The sequence below is a fragment of the Brachyspira pilosicoli genome (assembly GCF_008016535.1).
Classification (GTDB): Bacteria; Spirochaetota; Brachyspiria; order Brachyspirales; family Brachyspiraceae; genus Brachyspira; species Brachyspira pilosicoli_A.
The window spans coordinates 73,436-91,494 of the sequence record NZ_SAXY01000072.1; the positions used below are offsets into that span (position 1 = coordinate 73,436).

The following is an 18,059-nucleotide window of genomic DNA, read 5'->3' on the forward strand; positions in this document are numbered from 1 at the left end:
TGAATATGAATAATGCTTTAGGGTTGGATTTTAACTATTTATTTGCTGGTTTTTATCCGCCGTCTTTTTCTCAAATAATAATGATATTGATAGGTGCTTATTTAATTTATATGTCTATATATTATAATAAGAAACCTTTACTTCTTTTGCCTATGGGTGTTGCCATACTAGCTGCTAATATGCCTTTGCCAAAAATAACTGAAGATGTTATTAATGGTTTTTTGGGTATGATATATAATGGTGCTAGCAGCGGTGTTTATTCTGTGCTTGTATTTTTCGCTGTTGGAACTATGATAGATTTAGGTCTTGTGCTTGCCGACCCTAAAAACTTTTTTATAGGGGCTAGTTCTCAGATTGGTATATTTGTTGTGTTTTTTATGATTAGCAATTTAATTGGTGCTGATGTGGCAGCTGCTACTTCTATTATAGGGGCTGCTGATGGTTCTTTAGCTATGTATATGACTGCTTTAGTAACTGATGCTAGATATTTTGCTCCTATAGTGATGGCGTCATATCTTTATATGGAACTTTTACCTATACTTCAGACTGGTGTTACTAAATTTTTAACCACAAAAAAAGAAAGAACTATATCTATGTCATATTTAAGGCATGTTTCGAGGGGAGAGAAGATTATATTTGCTGTAATTGCCATGGCTCTTTGCGGTATATTTTTAGCTAACTCATTTCCGCTTATAGCTGCTCTTCTTTTTGGAAGTATTTTAAGAGAATCTGATATTATTAAGAATTTCTCAATTACGCTTCAAAAATCTTTAACAGGTATTCTTACTATGCTTATCGGTATAGCTATAGGTTCTTCTGCTTCTGCTGATACTTTTATATCTATAAGCACAATATTAATATTTGTATTTGGTTTTATATCATTAATATTAAATACTATAATAGGTGTTATAGTTGCTAAGATTATTAATGTAGTTACAGGCGGTAAGGTTAATCCTATAATAGGTTCGGCTGGACTTAGTGCTTTCCCAGTGCCTGCTTGGGGTGCTCATATATATGGACAGGAAAATAGCTCTTCTAACTGCTTGCTTCTTCATGCTATGGCTGTTAATATTTCTGGTATAATTTCTGGTGCTATTACAGTTGGGATACTTCTTACTTTTTTCCATAATTGATATATATTATTTTTTATATAAATTTTTAGAACAGAGGCAAAAAAACCTCTGTTCTAATTTTTTATTAATCTACTCTTACAATGATGTCTTGACCAAACCATTTAGTAGCTATTTCTGAAGCTTTTCCATTTGTTCTAATAGTATCTAAAGCATTATCAATAGCATTCAATAATTCCATATCTCCTTTTCTAAGACCAACGCTAACATATTGAGATGTAAGAGGTTCCTCTTCTAATAGCTCAAAATTAGCATTTTCTTTAGCTATATAATAACGAATTGTTGTTTCGCCTGCTACCACAGCATCTATTCTTTGAGCCTCTAAATCTAAAAAAGCATTAACATAAGTATCATACTGTCTAATCTCTTTAAGTTCTTTACTTATAGGGTCATTTAATAATATTTCATAATTACTGCTTCCTGTTTGTACGCCTACTACTTTTCCTTTTAAATCTTCTTTAGTTTTAATATCATCTCTGCCTGCATATACTGCTACCATAAGTCTATTATAAAGATATGGTTTAGAGAAATTAACCTGTTTTTTTCTAGTTTCATTAACAGCAAATCCGCTCCATATTACATCAATATCTCCTTTTTTTAAACTTAATATAGAACTAGCCCAATCTACTGGTTTAGTTTCTAACTCTACCCCCATAATCTTAGCAACCTCCTTAGCTAAATCAATATCAAAACCAACAATCTCTTCATTTTCATTTATAAAACTCATAGGGGCAAAAGCATCATCTAAACCTAATACCAATTTACCTGATTCTTTTACTTTTTGTAGAGAATTATCTGTTGCATCTTCTCCTGTATTTTCTGTTTTTGAGCAAGATATAGCAAAAATAAATATAAAGAATAAAGTTATTATACGTTTCATTGTTTTTCTCCTATTTTTTTATTTAATTATTTATTTTTTTATTTAGTTTTTGTTATACCGCATTAAATTATCCTCTTACAAATACATCTTTACCAAACCATTTAGTAGATATTTCAGCAGCTTTTCCATCAGCCCTCATATCATCTAAAACTTTATCAATAGCATTTAATAGCTCTGCATCTGTTTTTCTAATTCCAACTCCAAAAGATTTATATGTAATAGGGTATTCTTCTAAAAGTTCAAAATCAGCATTTTCTTTAGATATATAATAACGAGCCACTATTTCATCAACTATTACAGCATCTATTCTTTTAGCCTCTAAATCTAAAAAAGCATTAACATTAAAATCATATTGTCTAATTTCTTTAGCTTCTTTGCTTATAGGGTCAGCTTCTAATGATTCATAGTTACTGCTTCCTGTCTGTACTCCTAATATTTTTCCTTTTAAATCTTCTTTAGTTTTAATATCAGCTCTGTCTGCATTTTTAACTATCATAAGTCTGTTATTAAGATATGGTTTAGTGAAATTAACCTGTTGTTTTCTGCTTTCACTAATAGCAAACCCATTCCATACCACATCAACATCACCTTTCTTTAAGCTCAATACAGCACTAGACCAATCTATAGGTTTGGCCTCTAACTCCACCCCGAGGCGGCTTGCAACCTCTTTGGCTAGGTCTATATCAAAACCAACTATGTTTCCCACTTCATCTCTAAAACCCATAGGTGCAAAAGTGTCATCTAAACCTAATACAAGTTTTCCGCTTTCTTTTACTTTTTGTAAAGAATTATCTGATGCAGAAGATGATTGTGCGGCATTTTGTGTTTGAGTTTTTGAGCAAGATACAGCAAAAATAAATATAAAGAATAAAGTTATTATACGTTTCATAGTTTTCTCCTGTTTTTTAAATTTTTAAATTCATAAATTATAATTTTTAAATAAATTTTTTTTCTTAAGTTAATAAATATAATATTGTTTTAAAATTGATGCTTATATAAGTTTATATAATAAAAAGAAATTATTAATGATGATGATGTTTAGGAGAATATTGTTTTAAGAATTGAACTTTGAAAAAGCATTTGATGTTATTCATTTTTAATCTCCTATTTTTTTGAATTATTTATTATTATTTGTTTAATGGAGGCTTTATATTATTTTTAGCCCCCATTAATTTTTTATTATTTTACAACAATGTCTTTACCAAACCATTTAGTAGAAATCTCTGCTGCTTTTCCATCAGCTCTCATATCATCTAAAGCTTTGTCAACAGCATTTAATAATTCTACATCATTTTTTCTAAAACCTATACCATAAAGCTCTTCAGTTAATGGGCTATTTTCTACAACTTCAAAATTAACATTCTCTTCAGCTATATAATAACGTGCTGCAACTTCATCTATTACAACAACATCTATTCTCTTAGCTTGTAAATCTAAGAAAGCATTAACATTAACATCATAAGGTCTAACCTCTTTAGCTTCTTTGCTTATAGGGTCAGCTTCTAATGCCTCTTGATTGCTTCCAACTTGTACCCCTAAGACTTTTCCTTTCAAATCTTCTTTGCTGTTAATGTCTGTTCTGTCAGAAGATTTTACTATTATTAGTCTGTTATTAAGATATGGCTTAGAGAAATTAATTTGTTGTTTTCTGCTTTCATTAATTGTAAAGCCGTTCCATAACATATCAACATCTCCTTTGTTTAAGCTTAATATACCGCTTGCCCAATCTATAGGCTTAACTTCTAATTTTACTCCCAAGCGATTAGCAACTTCCTGAGCTAAATCAATATCAAAACCAACTACATTTCCAGCTTCATCTCTAAAACCCATAGGTGCAAAAGTGTCATCTAAACCTAATATCAATTTGCCGCTGTCTTTTACTTTTTGTAAAGAATTGTCAACTCCTGCTTGTGTGTTTTGCGTTTCTGTTTTTGAACAAGATATAGCAAAAATAATCATAGAAAATAAAATTAATATACGTTTCATAGTTTTTTCCTCCTAAATTAAATAATTGTTTTTTAAATTAATCTATATAAACGTAATAAAAAAATAATGTTTTTAAAATTATTGTTTATAGTTATTTATAAAAGAAATGATTATTATTGATGGTGATGATGGAATTTAGGAGAGAAAGATTTTGATAATTGAAGTGTAGAAAAATACATCTTATTCATTTTTATCTCCTAACTTGATTTTCTTACTACAAATTATAATACTATTTATAAAAATGTCAATACCCATTATATGTATTTTTTGTTTTTTTTATTAAATTTTTATTAAAAATTATATAGATATTAAATTTTTTGCATCTATTGCTTCAGTATAATTAGAATCAATTTCTATGGCTTTATTAAAGTTTTCTAAAGCTGATTTTATATTTCCAAGTTTATCGTATATAGTTCCTATGTTAAAATATATCAATTTATTATTATCATCTAATGCTTTTGCCCTGTCTAAATATTTTATAGCCATATTATTACTATTTTTTTTTCTGTAACAAGAAGCAATATTACATAGTGCGTATATGTTTGTTTTATTACAATTAAAATTAAGCTCGTGAAAATAGGAAAGTGCTTTGTCATATTCTTCTCTATAAAAACAAATGCATCCGAGTAGGTTTATAATATCATTAGTTTGCTTTATTGAATATGTAAGTTCAGCATAGTATAAAGCAAAATCGTACATTCTCCATTTATAACTTTGATAAGCCATATATGAAATTCTCTCATAATCTTTTCTCTTTAATTTATTTTGATTATGTTTTTCTATTGCTTTATTTAAAAATGTTTCTCTGTTATTATTATCCATTATAGATAAATATTCATATACAAAAGCATTATCTATGCCAAGTTCTATTAATTTAATAAAATTGTCTATTGCCTTTTTATAATTATTTTTTTGCATATTAATAAAACCTATAATATACAAAGCTTCAGTATTATCAGGACTGTTCTCTAATATTTTATTATAATATTTTTCAGCCTCATTCAATTTATTTTCTTTTACATATATTCTTGCCAAAGAAGTGAGGGCATTAATATCATTAGGGTTATTATTTAGTATTTCATTATATTTCTTTATATGTTCACTATAATCTTTTGCCATAATATAATATTTTCCTCCTCCTTTTAAAATTATTATTATTCATTTTCGTAAAATCTTTTCATCATAGTATTTCTATATTCGCTAAAATTATCATTTTCTATACTATTTCTTAAATCCTTCATAAATCTCTGCATAAATCTCATATTATGTATAGTCATAAGTATAGAAAATAGTATTTCATGCGATTTATCAAGATGATTAAGATAAGCCTTAGAGAAGTTTTTACAAGTATAACAGTCGCATCCTTCTTCTAATATGGTATCATCAGTTCTGTATTTTGAGTTTCTAATTCTAATAACCCCATTCATAGTAAAAGCCTCTCCATTTCTAGCATTTCTAGTAGGCATCACGCAGTCAAACATATCAATGCCTTCCATAACAGCATTAAGTATATCACGAGGCTCACTTACCCCCATCAAATAACGAGGCTTTTGCTTGTTGGTATATGTCATAACTTTAGAAAGTACCTCATGCATATTTTCTGGAGTTTCCCCAACAGAAAGCCCTCCTATAGAATAAAAAGGAAAATCCATATTAACCAAAGTTTCAGCACTTTCTTTTCTCAAATCATCAAACATTCCGCCCTGTATTATACCGCCTAAGTATTGATATTCGCTGTTAGGGGTGCTGTCATGATATTCCTTACATTCCCTAGCCCATTTATGAGTTCTTAGCATTGCCTCTTTAGCATAATTATAATCAGCATCAGCCTTACAGCATTCATCAAAACTCATTATAAAGTCAGCTCCTATAATATGTTCTGCTTCCATTACGCTTTTTGGTGTAAAGAAATATTTTGTGCCGTCTATATGCGACCTAAACTCAACTCCTTCATCATTGATTTTTCTTAGCTGAGCAAGCGAAAAAACCTGAAAACCGCCGGAATCTGTAAGCATTGCCCCTTTCCAATTCATAAACTTTTTTACACCGCCGAATTTTTTTATCACTTCTAAACTAGGTCTTAAAACTAAATGATAAGTATTAGCAAGTATTATTTTACTTTCAGTTTCTTCTACCATAGCAGGGGTTAATGCTTTTACAGTAGCTTTAGTTCCTACAGGCATAAAAACAGGCGTATCTATTACAACACCATTAACTTCTATTTTACCAAGTCTTGCATGTGTCTGACTAGAGTTTTTTAATACTTCAAAAGAAAATGACATAATAAACCTTTATTTAATTATTTTTAATTAGTTATTTTTTTGTTTTTGATATTTTTTTATCATCTGGCTTTTTTGTATAAATATATATAAGCATTATTAAAGATACTATCATCATTATTATAGAATATATTGCTCCAGATGTGATAGGACCTATAGTCCATTCTGTAACATCTCTAAAAAACTGCTCTATTACAGCTCTAAAAAGCCCATATAAAAATATCCATACAAATAGCCTTGTACCTTTTCTTATATTCTTATTTTTTTGACTTAATGCCAATATTATATAAGAAACCAAAGCAAGAACTAAACCTTCAAGAAATGCTTCATATAATTGTGAAGGATATCTTAATTCTGTATATGGTCTAATTGCAGGTATCAATTCCTTCCATTTTTCGTATCCTCCAACTGCATCATAATTAGGAAATATCATTCCAAAAGATGAGTTAGTAACTCTTCCGTAAAGCTCTGCATTCATAAAATTACCTATTCTTCCGAAAAACAAAGCAAAACTAGAAGGAAGTGTTGCATGGTCTGCTATATTTAAAAATTCATATTTATATTTTTTGCTGAATATATACCCTCCAATAATCATTCCTATAAGTCCTCCATGAAAAGACATTCCAGCAAAACCTAAAAAAGTAATTCCATTATCAAGGTTAAAGCCCAATATTTCCCAAGGCCTCAAAAAAGAAGAAGGTGAGTAAAGTAAAAAATATCCAACTCTAGCACCAACTATAGCACCAACAGCTGCATAAAAAACCATATCATAAGCTCCGCCGTCTTTTGAGTCGTTAAATTTAATCCAACCTTTTTTTTGTAAATGAGAAAGTATCAAACAAGAAACTACAATTCCAACTATATACATAAGTCCATACCATCTAATAGCACCAAGTACTGGTATGTTCTCTGGAAATACAAATGGAGTAAAAAATTCAGGGTATTTCATCAATATTCCTTATTATTATTTTATATTATTTATAATTTTATATTATATGTTATGCACTAAAAAATCAAGGAGGCATTAATTTTGAATAGCTGCAATTTTTAATATACTTTTTATTATTTTACAGAATTATATTTAAATCTTCTATTTTCTGCTATAGCTCTTCCTATTGCATTCATTATAAGCCCAGTTATAATGCATATTCCAGATAAAAGTATAAAGCCTGTAGCAAGCACCGATGTAGCAATAGGTACAAAACCAATTGTTACAAAAGAATATATAATTGGCAAACCATAATAAAAACCAAATAGAGCAAAGAATGAAGCTATTATCCACCAAAAAACCATAGGCTTTTCTGTCATAAGTAAATATATCATAAGACCAAGTATCCTAAAACCATCTCTAAAAGTATTAAGTTTAGAAAAAGAACCTTCAGGTCTGCTTTTATATTCTGCTTCCATTTCACCTATTTGCATACGCATCTGCATAGCAAATATTGTAAGTTCAGCTTCTATTTCAAAACCCTTTGAAGATGAAGGAAAAGTCTTCACAAATTTACGTGAGAATACTCTATATCCGCTTAATATATCATTAACATTATTTCCAAATAAAAATTTTGCGAAAGAGGTTATCATTTTATTTCCAAAGGAATGACCTTTTCTGTATTTACCCGCTTTTCGTACAACAGTAACCATATCTAAATCATTATCAATTAAATAATTAACTAATCTTGGTATGGCAGACGCATCACATTCATTATCGCCGTCTATTAATATATAAATATCGCTGTCTACACTAGAGAAAGCCTGCCTTACAACTTCACCCTTACCTTGATATATAACTTTTTTAACTATTGCTCCAGATTCTTTAGCAATGTTATATGAATTGTCTGTAGAGTTATTATCAAATACATATACTTCGCATTCTGGATAATATTTTTTTATGTCTTCTATTACTTGTTTTATTGTAAGCTCTTCATTATAACAAGGTATTATTGCTGATACTTTCATTTTTTACTCCTATTATTTTTATTTATTATATATTCATAAATGAACATAATAAAAGATATAGCTGATATTATTGATATTGTTAGAACAGGAAAAATATATCTAACAGATACTACTGGAGAAAATATTGCAACAATAATAGCTGTAGCAAATGCAGAAAAAGAAGTTGAAAAACTAAAAATTAAAATATTATTTATCTTACTTTTATAAATAAAAATAAATAATGTGCTCGATATAAAAATTAGTATTGAAATAATTATAGGAATACTATAATAAATTCTAATAGAATATTTTGATATAATTGTAAATATATCTAATTGAAAATCTGAAAAATTTATGCTTAATTCATTTTTAGGAAACACTGAATAATATTTTTCCAATTCTATATAATAATGTAATGGATATTCTTGAATAATATATTTATCTTCTATATGTCCTCCATATGTTTTTAACCAAATATGATATGTAAAATTTATTATATGTTTTAAATAAAAAAATGGATATTTAATTATATATTTAATCCATGTACCAGCTAATCCATTTAAATGAACAAAATATTTATATGGTGTTATTTCTTTATAATTCCAACTTCCAAAATAATCAGCGTTTAATTGATTTTTGTTATATAATTCTTTTACATCTTCAAAATTTTTACCTTCTACATAATATTCATTTGGGATCATACTAGGATCATCTGCCATAACAGCACAAGCTGATATTTGAATTAAAAATATATGATTTGAAGCATATTTATCAACTTGACCATTATTTTTATATATATATGGATTAATTTTTACTATAGTAATTAAAACAATCGCTGATACAAACATTATGGCAATAAAATATATAATTTTTTTTAATAATTTTATTTCTTTCAATTTAGAAATTATAATATAAGCATATAATATAAAAATTGGATATAAAGTAACGATTGAGTTATGTCTCCATAATAAGGCAAAAATAAATATAATTACTGTGAATATTTTTAATAAAATTTTAGCGTATATATTTTTTATATTAACTATTATTTGAAAAAATACTAATGAATATAATAAAAATACTAATCTGGCCATAACAAAATCTTTATGTGGTATAAAATTTGTTGTAAATATATTTAATATAATACTAGAATTTATTAAATATAAAAATATAAAACATTTATTTCTATATCTTATATATAAAGCTATAATTAATAACATTACAGCTATACCAAAACTAAATATATTAATAAAAAACATATAAAATGTATGGTAGCCAAAAATATTATAAAGAAATTTTAGAAATACTGATATAAATATAGGATTTAAATTTTGATAATATCCAGTTAACGACTCTAATATTATAAATACAGGATCACCAGAATAATTTCCAGGAAAACCTAGATAAAACTGAAATATAGATATGAATAGTCCAACAATTATTATAATACATATAAATATTTTATCAGTAATATATTTATATAAAATATTTTTGTTACAATAGTATAATAATATTAAATAGATTATTATGAAAATAAATAATAGTACATAAATATTATTGCTTATTTTTAATTTATACTCTACATTATCTATTTTATAACCTATTGGAAGTTTTTCAAATGATGTGAAAATACAATACTCATTATTCTTAATATATAGATTTTGACTAATTTCTTTTATTTTAATATATTTTATATTAGAACCATCAGGAATTTTAAATGATATTGTATTATTATATTTATCATCATCAAATGTTTTTTCAATTTGGTTGCTACCTTTATAAAGTATAAAATTTTGATTTGTATTTACAGATGATTTACGAATAACACTTTCTAAATTAATTGGATCCAAAAAATAATATATATTCTCATCATTTGTATTTAATATTTTTTCAGCAAGTAATTCTAATTCATAAATTTCTCCTTTAGAAGTATGTAAATTATATTTAGGATATGATAATAATTCTCTATTATAAATATAAATATCTTTGCTTGTATCTATTTCTATAGCATACCCATAATTTTTTATTTCTGTTGGTATATTATTTAATATTAGAGGTTCATTAGAATATCTATAAAATTTATCATTTAAAAATATTTTATTTGGATATATATTAGATTTATAGACAAAACCCTCTGAAGTTTCATATAATAATTCAAAATTAGATATAACAGCTGTATGCTTGTCATTTGAATAAAAATATAATACAAATATAAAGACTATATATAATATTAATATTGCAGAATATATTTGAATAATTTTTATTTTATTTATTTTTTTAAAAAATATTATAATTTTTTTGATAAAAACAGTAATAAGTAATATTAACATTATAGTTAATATGTAAATATAGATTTTATATTTAACTTTCAAATAATAATTAACATTATCAATATTTTCTAAACTGCTGAGTTCTTTACTAGAAATTAAATTACCAAAAGGTGTACCAAATCTATCATTCATTTTAGCTGATTTTACATAGTTAGTTAAATTATTTAAACGTGGATAAACATCATAAATATCACTGTTTCTAAATATTTTGCTATAGTATTTTATTCTAAAGTTATAACTATAGTTTGTTATAGAAGTATTAGTAAATATATAATTAGCAACAGCTGTGTTATCTAACTTATTATCTATAGTAAATAATTGTTTAGTTTCTTCTTTATCCAATCCATTTATTTCTAAAGTTTTATTAACATTTATATTAAATTCTGATAAATAGCCTGTCCTTTCTTTTTTACCTAAAATAGATAACACTATTACTGAAATAGTTAGTATAACAACAAATACTATGTAAATTTTCAAAAAAATATTCTTATTTTTCATATACTAATCCTTAGAAATGTATAGTTTACTAGAAAAAAAGATTCTAATTGTGTAATAAAAATTTTTGCAACAAAAATAGAGTGTATTAGTAGAATAAAACTTGAGAATATATAGAAATGTTTGTTTGTTTGTTTGTTTGTTTGTTTGTTTGTTTGTTTGTTTGTTTGTTTGTTTGTTTGTTTGTTTGTTTGTTTGTTTGTTTGTTTGTTTCATAATTTTTAACCTATTTTATATATAATATCATATAAAATACAAATAGTCAATTAGACTATGTTAGTTGTAATGTTTAGGAGCCACAGATATTGCACGTTTTTTTAGTTTAAAAAAGTAGGTATTCCTTATAATATATATATAGTTCAAATTAAAAGGAATACCTATGAAAGAATATACTTCAAATCAAAGAAAAAATATAGTTATAAAAATCAATAAAGTTAAAAATAAAGAAGTATTAGCTTTAAAATATAAGATTAGTATTAGAACATATTATTATTGGAAAAGCCAATTAGAAACTTATTCTATTATAAAACCTAAATCTACTGCACCTAAAACTAATAAAAATAAATTGAAAAATAAAAAGATTATTAAAAGAATAATTGAAATAAGAAAATTATATGGTTATGGTAAATTAAAAATAAAAAAACAATTAGAGTTAGAAGACATTAAAGTAGGAACAACAGCTATAGAAACTGTCCTAAAAGAAAATAATTTGTATAGGAGCAAAAAGAAAAAAATTAAGAGAAAGCATAAAGGAAAACATGCGATTTATATCAAGGAAGCAGGGGAAAAAGTACAAATAGATGTTAAATATGCTTTTTTTGGTGAAATATGCTATTATCAATTTACTGCTGTAGATATAGCAACGAGAATGAGCTTTAGATATTTATACGATGAAAAAAGTCCATACAGTACCATTGATTTTATGAAACGACTTATAGATTATTTTCCTTTTAGAGTACATTGTATTCAAACAGACAATGGTACAGAATTTACTTACCGTAAACATTCATTTGATACAATACACCCTTTAGATATATTTTGTAAGAAAAACTATATTAAAAGGGTTTATAGTCCAATTGCATCACCTTGGTACAATGGTGTAGTAGAAAGTACACATAGGCTAGACCAAAAAGAATTTTATGATTTTTGTACTAAAGAATTAACCTTAAAGAAAGCAAATAAAAACATACAAAAATATAATCATTTTTTCAATTATAAACGAATACACTCTGCTTTAAATTATAATACGCCTTTTGTTTACTTTAATAAATTAAGGAATTCCTAACTGCAATATGTTTGGCACCTGTGCACTATGTTAGTTGTAAAAAACAGCTTGTTATTTATATAGAAAATAACAAGCTGCTTATTGAAATATTAATAATTAAAAAAAATTATTTTTTCTTACCTTGATTAGCTACTGCTTCCATAGCTTTTTTAACTGCTTCTGGATCGCCTAAATATTGTTTATTAACTGCTTTGAAATTATCATCAAGTTCATAAACTAAAGGCATTCCAGTAGGTATATTAAGCTCAGTGATATCAGCATCAGAAATGTTGTCTAAATATTTAACTAATGCTCTTAAACTGTTACCATGAGCAGCAATGATGATTTTTTTACCAGCTTTAATATCTGGAAGTATCACATTTTCCCAGAAAGGAACAACTCTTGCAACAGTGTCTTTCAAACATTCTGTGAGAGGAAGTTCTTTTTCAGATAAGTTTTTATAGCGAGGGTCATTTCCAGGATATCTTTCATCAGATTTTTCTAAAGCAGGAGGCGGAGTATCATAACTTCTTCTCCAAATTTTTACTTGCTCCTCACCATATTTTTCAGCAGTTTGAGATTTGTTTAATCCCTGTAAAGCACCATAATGTCTTTCATTAAGCTGCCAGCATTTTTCTACTGGTATCCATAAAAGTCCCATTTCTTCCAACACTAAGTTTAAAGTTTTGATTGCACGAGTAAGAGTAGAAGTATAAGCTTTGTCGAAAGTAAAACCAGCTTTTTTTAGTTCTACACCGCCAGATTTAGCCTCTTCAACCCCTTTTTCTGATAATGTAACATCAGCCCAACCAGTAAAAAGGTTTTCTTTATTCCAAACACTCTCACCATGACGTATTAAAACAACTTTAGTCATTAATAAACTCCTCATTATTTCTATATTTAATTATAATTATATATTAAAAGCGTAAAAAATACATCTTTATATTTATAAAATATATTTTTTTATACTACTATAATATAATTATATGTATAATATGATTATATAAAATTAATAGGTTCTATTATAAACTATATTTTATAATAAATATATAATTTTATAAAATTTATGGGGCTGTCCTAGATAACTAAAATTTGTTAAAATTAAAGTATGAAACGCAGTAAATTAAGTAAAGATAAACAATTAAAATTAGTAGAACATTTTGCAGCAGGAACTACAGCAAGGACAGCTTCAGTTTTAGTTAAAGTTAATAAGACTACAGCTTCGTATTATTTTTTAAGATTAAGAGAATTAATATTTGAATATGAGAAAGAAAAAGAAGAAGAAGTTTTTAATGGAGAAATAGAAGTTGATGAGAGTTATTTTGGAGGCAAAAGAAAAGGAAAAAGAGGGAGAGGAGCTTGCATATAAAATACCAGTGTTTGGTTTATTAAAAAGAGGCGGAAAAGTATATATAAAAATAATAAATAATACTAAAATTAATGCCTATTATTAGGCAAAAAGTACAGCCTGATAGTATAGTTTATTCAGATTATTATCATAGTTATGATGTTTTAGATGTCTCAGAATTCAAGCACTTTAGAATTAATCATAGTGAAAAGTTTGCTGAAGAAAAGAACCATATTAATGGTATAGAGAATTTTTGGAATCAAGCGAAAAGACATCTTCGTAAATTTAATGGAATACCAAAAGAACATTTTCACTTATTTATTAAAGAATGTCAATTTAGATTTAATAATCCAAAAGTTGACAAACAGTTGGAAATTATATACAATTTAGCAAAAAAGGAGCTTTTTTAGTTATCTAGGACAGCCCCAATAATTTTATAAGGGTAAAATAAATGGAAGAGCTAAAAGATTTAAGAAAACAAATTGATGAAATAGACAGAGATATTGTAAAGTTAATAGATGAGAGAATGAAAGTTAGTTTAAAAGTCGGAGAAATTAAAAAAAAGAATAATGCTCCGATATTTGACCCTAAAAGAGAAAAGGAAGTTATAGCAAGTAAAATAAACCTTCTTGAAAACAAGGAATTATCGAATTTAATTACTACTATATATAATGACATAATGTATACATCAAAGCAGATTCAAAAGCATTTGATTGATAATTATAATAATAAAGAAAATAACAATAATAAAAAAATAAAATACGATGCTGTTATAGCATATCAAGGAAGAGAGGGCGGAAATGGTTATGAGGCTGCTAAAAAATTTTTTGGCGATGAGGCTGAATTGATAAAGAAAAAGAGTTTTGAAGAGGTTTTTGAAAGCATAAGAAGCTCTGAGAGTTATTATGGAGTTTTGCCTCTTGAAAACTCTTCTACAGGAATGGTTAATGAGGTTCTTGATATACTTGCTGATTATAATTGTAAAATAGTGGGTGAAGTTTATCTTACAATAGAATATGCACTTATGGCAAATAAAAATACTAATATTAATAACATAAAAAAAGTGATATCACATCATCAGGCATTGAAACAATGTTCTAATTTTATAAAAGAGAATAATTATGAAGAGATTTTCTCTACAAATACCGCAGAGGCCGCTTTTTTTGTATCAAACAGTAATGATGATTCTTTAGCTTCTATATCCAACAAAAATGCTTATAAGATTTATAATTTAAACATATTAAAAGATAATATTGAAAACATAAAAGGAAACACTACAAGGTTTATAATAGTGAGCAATTATGATAATGCTTTAAACTCTGGAAATAAGATGACTATGAGATTTTTACTTCCGCATGAAAATGGTTCTCTTGCTGATGTTTTAGAGAAGTTAAAGATATTTAATTTAACATCTATAGTAAGCAGACCTCACATTGAAAGAAAGTGGCAGTATTATTTTTATATTGATATGGTTGGAGATTTTGAGAGTGATGAGGCTAAGAAAGTTTTCGAAGAGTTTAGGATAAGTGTAGAGAATTTTATAGTGCTTGGGGTTTATGATGAATAATTCAGAAAAAACTATATTTGTTATTGGACTTCCCGGAAGCGGAAAAACGGATTTATCAAAACTTTTGGCAGATTATATCAACTACACTTTTTTTGATATGGATAAGGTTATAGAAGACAAAGAGAAAAAAACTATAAGTAAAATATTTGAAGATAGTGGTGAAGAATATTTTAGAGAAGTAGAAAGCAACGTACTTGAAGAGTTATCTAATATAAAAAATGCTGTTATATCTACCGGCGGCGGAACTGTATTAAAAGACAAAAACCGAACTTTGATGAGAGTGCGAGGCATAGTTATTTTTATAGACAGACCCGCCGATATTATAATAAACAATATAAACGTGTCAGAACGTCCATTACTCGTGCATGATAAAAATAAATTAATTGAATTATCAAAGAAAAGAGATGCTCTATATAGAGAATGTGCTGAAGTAATTTTTAATCATAACACTTGGGATAATGATATAAAAGAAACCTTTAAAAAATTCTATGAATGTATATGTAAGTATATTTGATTTTTTATTGCATTTCATAAATTTATATACTTTTATAAATATATTATCAACTTTTTACCGTAGCAAAAAGTTTTTAGCCTACGGGTACGTTTCTCGAAAAGTACAAATATTTTAGATTTATATAGATGAAATATAGTTGTTCAGCTATACTTTATAAAAATTCACCGCACGGTAAATGAGATTATATATACTATTTAAATGATATTATCATTAATTTTTTTATAATCAATTTTAACCGTGCGATAAACTAGCAATAAATTTAAAAAAAACTAGGGCGGGGCAAAAATAGTAGTGTTGAACAAAATAGAAAAGTAATACAAAAACATCAGATAATGTAAAAAATCTTTTAGGGTGGGGAGTGAGAATAAATTTTATAAAATATTTAAATAATATCCAATAAGTTTTTTATACTAAAAAAAATATTGTTTTTGCACAGGTGCCAAACATATTGCAGTTAGGAATTCCTTAATTTATTAAAGTATAGCATAGGTGTATCATAATTTAAAGCAGAATGTATTCGTTTATAATTGAAAAAATGATTATATTTTTGTATGTTTTTATTTGCTTTCTGTAAAGTTAGTTCTTTAGTACAAAAATCATAAAATTCTTTTTGGTCTAGCCTATGTGTACTCTCTACTACTCCATTATACCAAGGGGATGCGACTGGACTATAAACTCTCTTAATATAGTTCTTCTTACAAAATATATCTAAAGGGTGTATTGTATCAAATGAATGTTTTCGATAAGTAAATTCTGTACCATTGTCTGTTTGAATACAATGTATTCTAAAAGGAAAATAATCTATAAGTCGTTTCATAAAATCAATGGTACTATATGGACTTTTTTCATCGTATAAATATCTAAAGCTCATTCTTGTTGCTAAATCTACAGCAGTAAATTGATAATAACGTATTTCACCAAAAAAAGCATATTTGACATCTATTTGTACCTTTTCTCCTGCTTCTTTAATATAAATAGCATGCTTTCCTTTATGTTTTCTCTTAATTTTTTTCTTTTTGCTCCTATACAAATTATTTTCTTTTAGGACAGTTTCTATAGCTGTTGTTCCTACTTTAATGTCTTCTAACTCTAATTGTTTTTTTATTTTTAATTTACCATAACCATATAATTTTCTTATTTCAATTATTCTTTTAATAATCTTTTTATTTTTCAATTTATTTTTATTATTCTTAGGTTTAGTAGATTTAGGTTTTATAATAGAATAAGTTTCTAATTGGCTTTTCCAATAATAATATGTTCTAATACTAATCTTATATTTTAAAGCTAATACTTCTTTATTCTTAACTTTATTGATTTTTAGAACTATCTTTTTTCTTTGATTTGAAGTATATTCTTTCATAGGTATTCCTTTTGTTTTATTTTAATTAATTTAATTAGGGGCTGTCCTAGATAACTTAAATTTGTTAAAATTAAAGTATGAAACGTAGTAAATTAAGTCAAGATAAACAATTAAAATTAATAGAACATTTTGTAGCAGGAACCACAGCAAGAACTACATCAGTTTTAGTTGGTGTTAATAAAACTACAGCTTCGTATTATTTTTTAAGATTAAGAGAATTAATATTTGAATATGAGAAAGAAAAAGAAGAAGAAATTTTTAACGGCGAAATAGAAGTTGATGAAAGTTATTTTGGCGGTAAAAGAAAAGGAAAAAGAGGCAGAGGAGCTAAAGATAAGATACCAGTGTTTGGTTTGTTAAAAAGAGGCGGAAAAGTATATGTAAAAATGATAAATAATACCCAAATAAGCACTTTAATGCCTATTATTAGGCAAAAAGTACAGCCTGATAGTATAGTTTATTCAGATTATTATCATAGTTATGATGTTTTAGATGTCTCAGAATTCAAGCACTTTAGAATTAATCATAGTGAAAAGTTTGCTGAAGAAAAGAACCATATTAATGGTATAGAGAATTTTTGGAATCAAGCGAAAAGACATCTTCGTAAATTTAATGGAATACCAAAAGAACATTTTCACTTATTTATTAAAGAATGTCAATTTAGATTTAATAATCCAAAAGTTGACAAACAGTTGGAAATTATATATAATATAGCAAGAAAGGAGCTTTTTTAGTTATCTAGGACAGCCCCTTAAATTATAAGGAATACCTGCTTTTTTTATACTAAAAAATGTCCAATATCTCATACTCCTAAACAAAAAAATATTGTTTTTACTCTTGACTTTTTTAATATACTACTATAAAATAGCAAAATCAAAACAAATAAAAATATAGGGGCCAGTAGCTCAGTCGGTTAGAGCAGATGACTCATAATCATCGGGTCCGGGGTTCAAGTCCCTGCTGGCCCACTTATT

The 18,059-nt window shown here is 26.5% G+C and carries 15 protein-coding genes, 1 tRNA gene and 1 pseudogene; 7 read left to right on the top strand and 10 right to left on the bottom strand.

The features are described from left to right. Positions 1-5 precede the first annotated feature (5 nt). A complete protein-coding gene (locus EPJ72_RS12005; protein ID WP_147732357.1) occupies positions 6-1,133 on the top strand; it encodes a sodium ion-translocating decarboxylase subunit beta in 1,128 nt (375 codons plus the stop codon). 64 nt (positions 1,134-1,197) lie between these two features. Here the strand turns inward: EPJ72_RS12005 and EPJ72_RS12010 are convergent, their stop codons facing one another. The 8 genes from EPJ72_RS12010 to EPJ72_RS12045 all read right to left on the bottom strand — a co-directional run bounded on the left by EPJ72_RS12010 (position 1,198) and on the right by EPJ72_RS12045 (position 11,035). Then, positions 1,198-2,010 carry an amino acid ABC transporter substrate-binding protein gene (locus EPJ72_RS12010; protein WP_147732358.1) on the bottom strand — a complete coding sequence of 271 codons (813 nt, stop codon included), beginning with the start codon at positions 2,008-2,010 and terminating at the stop codon, positions 1,198-1,200. A 67-nt stretch (positions 2,011-2,077) separates the two neighbouring features. Then, positions 2,078-2,899 (bottom strand): amino acid ABC transporter substrate-binding protein, encoded by an 822-nt coding sequence (locus EPJ72_RS12015; protein WP_147732359.1) that lies wholly within the window; start codon positions 2,897-2,899, stop codon positions 2,078-2,080. Between the two features lie 290 nt (positions 2,900-3,189). After that, positions 3,190-3,996: an amino acid ABC transporter substrate-binding protein gene (locus tag EPJ72_RS12020; RefSeq protein ID WP_147732360.1), complete on the bottom strand. Its 807-nt coding sequence runs from the start codon at positions 3,994-3,996 to the stop codon at positions 3,190-3,192. 297 nt (positions 3,997-4,293) lie between these two features. Further along, entirely contained in the window at positions 4,294-5,115 is an 822-nt protein-coding gene (locus EPJ72_RS12025; RefSeq protein WP_147732361.1) for a tetratricopeptide repeat protein, read from the bottom strand. A gap of 35 nt (positions 5,116-5,150) precedes the next feature. Next, the gene (gene tgt, locus EPJ72_RS12030; RefSeq protein WP_147732362.1) at positions 5,151-6,278 is read right to left on the bottom strand and encodes a tRNA guanosine(34) transglycosylase Tgt; all 1,128 of its coding nucleotides are present in this window, start codon (positions 6,276-6,278) and stop codon (positions 5,151-5,153) included. A gap of 31 nt (positions 6,279-6,309) precedes the next feature. Next, positions 6,310-7,224, bottom strand: coding sequence for a prolipoprotein diacylglyceryl transferase (gene lgt, locus EPJ72_RS12035; RefSeq protein WP_147732363.1), 915 nt, complete (start codon positions 7,222-7,224; stop codon positions 6,310-6,312). A gap of 113 nt (positions 7,225-7,337) precedes the next feature. Continuing rightward, positions 7,338-8,231, bottom strand: a complete 894-nt coding sequence (locus EPJ72_RS12040) for a glycosyltransferase family 2 protein (RefSeq protein WP_147732364.1) — start codon at positions 8,229-8,231, stop codon at positions 7,338-7,340. Next, positions 8,228-11,035, bottom strand: a complete 2,808-nt coding sequence (locus EPJ72_RS12045) for a hypothetical protein (protein WP_147732365.1) — start codon at positions 11,033-11,035, stop codon at positions 8,228-8,230. The genes EPJ72_RS12040 and EPJ72_RS12045 overlap by 4 nt, the downstream gene beginning before the upstream one ends. A 376-nt stretch (positions 11,036-11,411) precedes the next feature. Here EPJ72_RS12045 and EPJ72_RS12050 point away from each other — a divergent pair, with 376 nt between their 5' ends. Further along, a complete protein-coding gene (locus EPJ72_RS12050) occupies positions 11,412-12,317 on the top strand; it encodes an integrase core domain-containing protein (RefSeq protein ID WP_147732366.1) in 906 nt (301 codons plus the stop codon). Positions 12,318-12,423: 106 nt separating this feature from the next. On the opposite strand, the gene gpmA is transcribed toward EPJ72_RS12050, so the two are convergent. Beyond that, positions 12,424-13,170, bottom strand: coding sequence for a 2,3-diphosphoglycerate-dependent phosphoglycerate mutase (gpmA, locus tag EPJ72_RS12055; protein ID WP_147732367.1), 747 nt, complete (start codon positions 13,168-13,170; stop codon positions 12,424-12,426). A gap of 234 nt (positions 13,171-13,404) precedes the next feature. On the opposite strand from gpmA, the pseudogene EPJ72_RS12060 reads away from it, so the two are divergent. The 3 genes and pseudogenes from EPJ72_RS12060 to EPJ72_RS12070 all read left to right on the top strand — a co-directional run bounded on the left by EPJ72_RS12060 (position 13,405) and on the right by EPJ72_RS12070 (position 15,725). Next, positions 13,405-14,054 (top strand): annotated as a pseudogene (locus tag EPJ72_RS12060) (IS1595 family transposase). Positions 14,055-14,095: 41 nt separating this feature from the next. Next, positions 14,096-15,211: a chorismate mutase gene (locus EPJ72_RS12065; RefSeq protein ID WP_147732368.1), complete on the top strand. Its 1,116-nt coding sequence runs from the start codon at positions 14,096-14,098 to the stop codon at positions 15,209-15,211. Further along, entirely contained in the window at positions 15,204-15,725 is a 522-nt protein-coding gene (locus tag EPJ72_RS12070) for a shikimate kinase (RefSeq protein WP_147732369.1), read from the top strand. The genes EPJ72_RS12065 and EPJ72_RS12070 overlap by 8 nt, the downstream gene beginning before the upstream one ends. Positions 15,726-16,179: 454 nt before the next feature. On the opposite strand, the gene EPJ72_RS12075 is transcribed toward EPJ72_RS12070, so the two are convergent. After that, positions 16,180-17,085 carry an integrase core domain-containing protein gene (locus EPJ72_RS12075; protein ID WP_147732370.1) on the bottom strand — a complete coding sequence of 302 codons (906 nt, stop codon included), beginning with the start codon at positions 17,083-17,085 and terminating at the stop codon, positions 16,180-16,182. Positions 17,086-17,162: 77 nt separating this feature from the next. Between EPJ72_RS12075 and EPJ72_RS12080 the strand changes: the two genes are divergently transcribed. Together EPJ72_RS12080 and EPJ72_RS12085 are read left to right on the top strand one after the other, a co-directional pair. Next, on the top strand, positions 17,163-17,819 hold the full coding sequence (locus EPJ72_RS12080) for an IS1595 family transposase (RefSeq protein ID WP_147732371.1): 657 nt from the start codon (positions 17,163-17,165) through the stop codon (positions 17,817-17,819). 160 nt (positions 17,820-17,979) lie between these two features. Next, positions 17,980-18,053 (top strand) — tRNA-Ile (locus EPJ72_RS12085). The last annotated feature ends 6 nt before the right edge of the window (positions 18,054-18,059 follow it).